Annotated in this window: 5 protein-coding genes; 2 read left to right on the forward strand and 3 right to left on the reverse strand. The window is 39.6% G+C overall.

Annotated features, from left to right (window positions below; genetic code table 11):
- Positions 1–251 precede the first annotated feature (251 nt).
- From CWB66_RS20075 to CWB66_RS20080, 3 genes are all read right to left on the reverse strand, one after another.
- Positions 252–1,412 carry a tryptophan 7-halogenase gene (locus CWB66_RS20075; protein ID WP_138586768.1) on the reverse strand — a complete coding sequence of 387 codons (1,161 nt, stop codon included), beginning with the start codon at positions 1,410–1,412 and terminating at the stop codon, positions 252–254.
- Positions 1,409–1,558: a hypothetical protein gene (locus CWB66_RS22350; protein ID WP_171037549.1), complete on the reverse strand. Its 150-nt coding sequence runs from the start codon at positions 1,556–1,558 to the stop codon at positions 1,409–1,411. The genes CWB66_RS20075 and CWB66_RS22350 overlap by 4 nt, the downstream gene beginning before the upstream one ends.
- A 403-nt stretch (positions 1,559–1,961) precedes the next feature.
- Positions 1,962–4,004 carry a glycoside hydrolase family 97 protein gene (locus CWB66_RS20080; RefSeq protein ID WP_138586770.1) on the reverse strand — a complete coding sequence of 681 codons (2,043 nt, stop codon included), beginning with the start codon at positions 4,002–4,004 and terminating at the stop codon, positions 1,962–1,964.
- A gap of 162 nt (positions 4,005–4,166) precedes the next feature.
- Here CWB66_RS20080 and CWB66_RS20085 point away from each other — a divergent pair, with 162 nt between their 5' ends.
- Complete coding sequence (locus CWB66_RS20085) at positions 4,167–4,796, forward strand: methylamine utilization protein (RefSeq protein WP_138586772.1); 630 nt, start codon at positions 4,167–4,169, stop codon at positions 4,794–4,796.
- On the forward strand, positions 4,783–6,015 hold the full coding sequence (locus tag CWB66_RS20090) for a hypothetical protein (RefSeq protein WP_138586774.1): 1,233 nt from the start codon (positions 4,783–4,785) through the stop codon (positions 6,013–6,015). The genes CWB66_RS20085 and CWB66_RS20090 overlap by 14 nt, the downstream gene beginning before the upstream one ends.
- Positions 6,016–6,043 lie beyond the last annotated feature (28 nt).

Genomic DNA, 6,043 nt, shown 5'->3' on the forward strand with positions numbered 1-6,043 from the left:
GTATGAACCTTCAGGCAGCGCGTGTTTGGTATTAATGCTGTGTTATCGCCTATTTATGGAGAATAACCACACTACATAGGCTCTGCCTTGCCTAAATACCAAACACACTGCTGCAAATTTAACCTCGAAAGATAAACAGGCCCTAACGTATTGAATCATGGTGATATTTAAATTTATTTTATTTAGCGCTGAAAATAGCTGCTCAAGATCGATTTATTATCCAGAGTTCAAACTATGATGTGGATCATTCGTTATGCTCTATATTGATGCCTACGCTGCCAAAAAGGCATGCTCGACCAACGTTGTTCTTGATGATAAAAATAGTGCTGGTGATGTAAATAATGACGCCATATTTGCTCTATTTGTTGCTGATAGGTTTTATTAAAGTGCTGTTGTATATCGTTATCGATAACTTTTAGTATATTTGATTTTTGAAGCAGTAATGCCAATTGCATCGCGCTTGCCATTGCGTTAAAAATCCCCTGCGATGATAAGGGATCAAAGCTCATAGCTGCATCACCTAATGCGGCCCATTGTTGACCAGAGAAAGTATTTAAACGTGTTGAGTTAGCGCTTACAATGCCTTGTAGATCTAATGTTTCTTGATTGTTATCTAATAACTTTGCTAGTGCTGGTTGCTGTTGAGCATGTTGAATAAAAAACAATGGATCGCGATGCAGTTCTTTAGGAATGAGATCTGAATCGGTTTGAAAGGCTAAAACACGACGTTGGTTTGGAAGTGGCGCACTATACCACCAGCCACTCTCAGTTGAGACAATATCACCCAATTTATTTTCACTGTTATCAGCTAGCGTTGCCCAACATGATATTAAGCGATCATTTTGCTGACGATTAGTGTATTTTTTGGCGAAATGAGCTTGACGACCTGTCGCATCAATAACGAATGGACATGCTATATTTGTTTCTTGCGCTGTGCTTGAGTCTGGATCGGAATTAACAAGGGTGATATGCCACGAATTTCCTTGGTATTGACTGTTGCTAAGTTTGACAGGCCAAATGCACTCTACACCACGCTGCTGAGCTTTTTCACGTAAAAAAAGTTCGAACTTTTTACGATCGAGCCTCCAGCCGAATCCATCGGTATTACTAAGATTATCTGCAATGTGACGTGCCTCTTGACCCCAATTTATCTTTATTCCGGCATTATGCAAATGGTGGGGAAGTGCGATATCTGTTTCTAATAGGCCTTCAAACTCGTCTAACAAATTGAGCTGTTGTAAAATCCGTTTTGCTGCGGGTGCCAAACACTCTCCAATACGTTCCTCAGGAAATGCAGATTGATCGATGAGTGTTACTTTATAAGAGTCACATAAAGCAAGCGCAGCAATACAGCCAGCCACACCTGCACCAATTATTACAACACCGCTATTTAATTCATCGCTTTTAATCATGAATGTTTCATCGCTAGGTTGAGCGTGCTAGGTAAATCGAGAGATAAAATAATTATAATATTCGATAAGCGCATGGCGTTTTCATTACTTGATTTATCTAGCTTGTGATGAATGAATGAGAACGTTGATTTTTCTTTGTTAGCCACGGCGAATATTCCTTTCTCAGCGATTGAGATGTTTATATTGAATAAATATGGTATTTAGCTACCAATTTTTTAAGAATATTGACAAAGGGTAGGTGATGCACTCAGAGAAATCTATTACAGAGTATTACAGCGGCTAACATGATGTTTAGAATGGATGAGTTTTTATGCCCAAAATTCATTTAAGCAGATGAGCGTTTAAGTTTATTTTTCTCTAGCCAGAAATTTCAGTAAATTTAGCGCTGAAAATAGCTGTTTGAGATAGATTTATTATCCACAGTTCAGGTTAATTATAGAGCAAGGTTTATTGGTAAGATATCAGGCAGAAGTAAATCACTACTTAAACCAGCTGCAGTAAATTTACTGCAGCTGATTCAATATCCACGATGCTTATTACATCGGCGCTTTAAAGTGCTTTAAAGCGAATCGCGACACCGCCACTGGTAGCAAGTTCAAGCGTTAGTTTATCGCTTGCAGTAACGATACGTTTTTCGATAGTTAAGTCGTATGGTTTATTTTTCCACTCTGCATTTTGACCATCTTTATAAATTTGCGCTTCAAACTTTTTACCTTGCTCTAAAAAGTCTAATGGCACTGTCATAGTACGAGCTTTTTCGTCGGTAACAGCGCCTAAATACCAGTCATTTCCTGAGTACTTATCACTTTTTCGCTCTTTGCGTGCAAACACAATAAAGTCGCCAACTTCACCATCAAGCGCAATGCTTTGTTGCCAATCTGTGGGTACGTCTTGAATAAATTGAAATGCATCAGGTTTAGCTAAATAGTTTTTAGGTAAGTCGGCCGCCATTTGAATTGGGCTATATAACACCACATAAAGTGCCAGTTGCTTAGCAAGTGTAGTTTGCGGACGATTAGTATCGGCACCTAGGCCATTAAAGCTCATATCAAAAATACCAGGGGTAAAGTCCATTGGACCTGCCAGCATACGGGTAAAAGCAAGCATTGGTACGTGTTCTGGTGGGTTTGGAGGCGTGCTCCATGCATTAAACTCCTGTCCGCGTGCACCTTCGCGGGCAATCCAGTTTGGAAAAGTGCGACGAAGACCCGTATCTTTAATTGGTTCGTGGGTGTTAATACTAATTTTATGTTTAGCAGCTAGCTTTACGTTATAAAGATATTCGTTAACCATAAACTGGCCATCGTGCCATTCATGGCGAGCTATCCCGTTTTCGTCGATACGTTTAATATTTCCACCATCGGCTACGTAGCCTGTTTTTACTTGGCTTACATTTGATTTTTCGTAAAGAGTAAACGCATCCTCCATTTGGTTACGATAGTTACTTACACTGCCGGATGTTTCGTGATGACCAATGAGCTGCACGCCTTTTTCTTTACCGTATTGAGTAAGCGCGGCTATATCGAAGTCGTCATAAGGTTGGGTAAAGCTAAATACATCGCCATTAGAAAACCAATCGCCATCCCAGCCAATGTTCCAACCCTCAACTAACACACCATCAAAACCATATTGTGCTGCAAAGTCCATGTAGTATTTAGTTGTTTGAGTGGTCGCGCCATGTTTTTCGCCGCTCCCCCATGTTTGGGTGTTTATATGCATCCCCCACCAAATACCAACATATTTACCAGGCTTAACCCAAGATACATCGCCTAATTTATTCGGCTCATTTAGGTTTAAAATAATGTCAGAGTTAATTAAATCTACGGCACTTTCACCCATTTGAATCGTGCGCCATGGCGTAGTAAATGCATCTTGCTTTTTAACTGCAATCCCATCTGACCAAGGTGTTAAATCAGCCTGAAATGTACCTGGGCGGCGCTGATTAAGTACCATTGCTGCGTAATCAACAAGGGCAGCTTCGTGGATACTAAAATGTATGCCGTCTTTATTTTTAAAAGTAAATGGCGTGTGTACTAAAGCCGCATCATTTAGCGGGGTGGTGTTATAAACATACTCATAACGGTTCCAACCACGAGCAGGGATCCACCATGCCGTGGCATCGTTACTATTGGTTATAGCAAATTCGGTCAGTTCTTTTGTTATTTCTATGTTGTCAAAACCAGCCTGTTTTGGTACTTCGTATCTAAAGCCAACACCATTGTTAAATGCTCTAAACCTAACGGTAAAAGTGCCGCCTTGAGGCTGCGTCTTGTTAAATGTTACGGTAATCTCATTATGTTTATCGGTAACAGTTTGGCGTTCACCCCAAGGTAATTGCCATTGTGTATCTATAGTGCGATCTTGAGTTTTGGTGATTTTAAAGCCTTCACTAAAAGGGGCTTGTTGTTTAAATTCAAATCCAAGAGCTGAGTTGTTTATTACGGGCTTATTCTTAAAATCAATAGAGTAAGTAGGCGTACTCTGTTCATCTGATATTATAATTTTTATATTGCCGTTAGGAGATTGCAGCGTAGCTGTCTGAGCAAAGCAACCACTCGAAAAAGCTAAAAGTAAGAGTGCTGATGTTCTCATTGTTGATCCTTGGGTGTGTCAGTGTGAATCAATCAGCATAAAGGCAGTTGTTAAGGAATACGACTTTCTACATACGTATTCAATGTTATAAAAAAGAGAAAGAAATTATCAAGCTACTCGGTCTATAATGTAAATAAATTGAAAATAAGAATTAGGAAGCTAATGATCAAGTTTTTCGCCTTTACCATATTAATGGTCTCAAGCTGGCAAGCCGCAGCAGTTAGCATAATAATTAAAAATACAAAAAATGAGCCCATAGCTAATGCTGTTGTGTGGTTAACTGCAAAAAATACCTCAGAGAAAATCACTTTACCCAGTACACTTTATTCAATGAGTCAAAAAAATAGAGAATTTACACCGCGTATTTTAGTCGTTCCGCAAAATGCCAAAGTGGAGTTCCCTAATGCTGATTCTATTATGCATCATGTTTACTCATTTTCTGAGGCTAAAACATTTGAATTAAAGCTTTATAAAGAGCAACCTAAAGCACCTTTAGTGTTTGAACAAACAGGCGTTGTCGAGCTTGGTTGTAATATTCACGATTGGATGCTGGGCTATATAGTTGTGGTTGATAGCACCATTTTTGCGATTACTGATGACACTGGCAAGGTTGAATTAACAGCGGTAGCAGGCGAGTACAAATTAAGTGTATGGCACTCTGGGTTTGGCGATATTAGTAATGTTGAATCAGAACCTGTAACGATAAGCTCAACACCACTTACCTATAAAGTTAAGCAGGCAATAATTGAGCAAATTGACTTCGTCACGGATGAATTTGATGATTACGAATAATTTTTTTAAGGCAACATTGTTAAGCTGTGCCGTCTTGTTTTGCTGCGCATCGAATGCACAGGTAAAAGGCCTATTACAAATTAGAGTTATACAAGGTGATAACGTGCTTAGTTGGCAAGAAGGAGGCATTGGTTTGTATCGCCACGATACTCAAAGTGATGAGCTTACTTTGTCCCAAGGTATTTTAGATTTTAGTGTTGATTTAGCATCTAGCTGGTCGGCTCATGGTGTGTTAAACGCTAATCAAGATCCTGATGTTGGCTTGGGGTTTACGCAAGCTTATGTAAAGTATCAGCCACTATCTAACAGTGATTATAAATGGCACGTGCGCGTAGGTGGCTTTTACCCGCTGATGTCGTTAGAAAATCCTGATATAGGCTGGACTTCTCCTTATAACTACACAAACTCAGCTATTAACAGCTGGATAGGCGAGGAAGTACGCACTGTTGGCGCAGAAGTAACTGTTAAGCGACCAGCCAAACGCTTTAATAGCGCACATAGCTTTAGTGTTGTAGGTGCTACATTTAAAGGCAATGATTCTGCAGGAACTTTACTTGCGTGGCGTGGTTTTGCATTACACGATAGACAAACTACATTTAACGAAAGTATTAAATTTGCGCCTATAGCCGCCTTAAATGAATATGAGTTGCGCTGGCAGGCTAACCAAGTTCTCCCGTTTGAAGAAGTAGACGGACGCTTTGGCTATTACGTGGGTATGCATTGGGATTACTTAAAACAGTCACAATTTCGAGTGTATTACTACGATAATAACGGCGACCTTACTAAGGTGAATATTAGTTCTGGGCAGTATGCATGGGATACCCGCTTTGTGAGTGCTGCGTGGTTATATAAATTTAGTAAAAAAACACGTTTAATTGCACAAGTGCTCAATGGTAAAACTGCTATGGGTCATAACTTACTAATAAATAATGCTTTTTATAGCCATTATGTAATGATCAGTCATAAAGAAAATAAACATAGGGTATCGTTACGTTACGATTATTTTAAAGTAACTGACAACGACACCACTGCGTTTGACCCTAATGCCAGCCATGGAGAAGGTTTAACAGCAACATGGCGCTATGACCTTAGTAAAACAATACAGCTAGGGATAGAGGCGTCAGCACTTAAAAGTTTTGCTGCAAATAGGGCGGCAATAAACTTTAATCAACGCATCTCGCAGCAACAAGTAATGTTAAACGCGCAATGGCGGTTTTAAAGTATAAAAAAGGGGAGCTTTTAAAAGC

This window comes from Pseudoalteromonas sp. S558 (assembly GCF_005886635.1).
GTDB classification, from domain to species: Bacteria; Pseudomonadota; Gammaproteobacteria; order Enterobacterales; family Alteromonadaceae; genus Pseudoalteromonas; species Pseudoalteromonas aliena.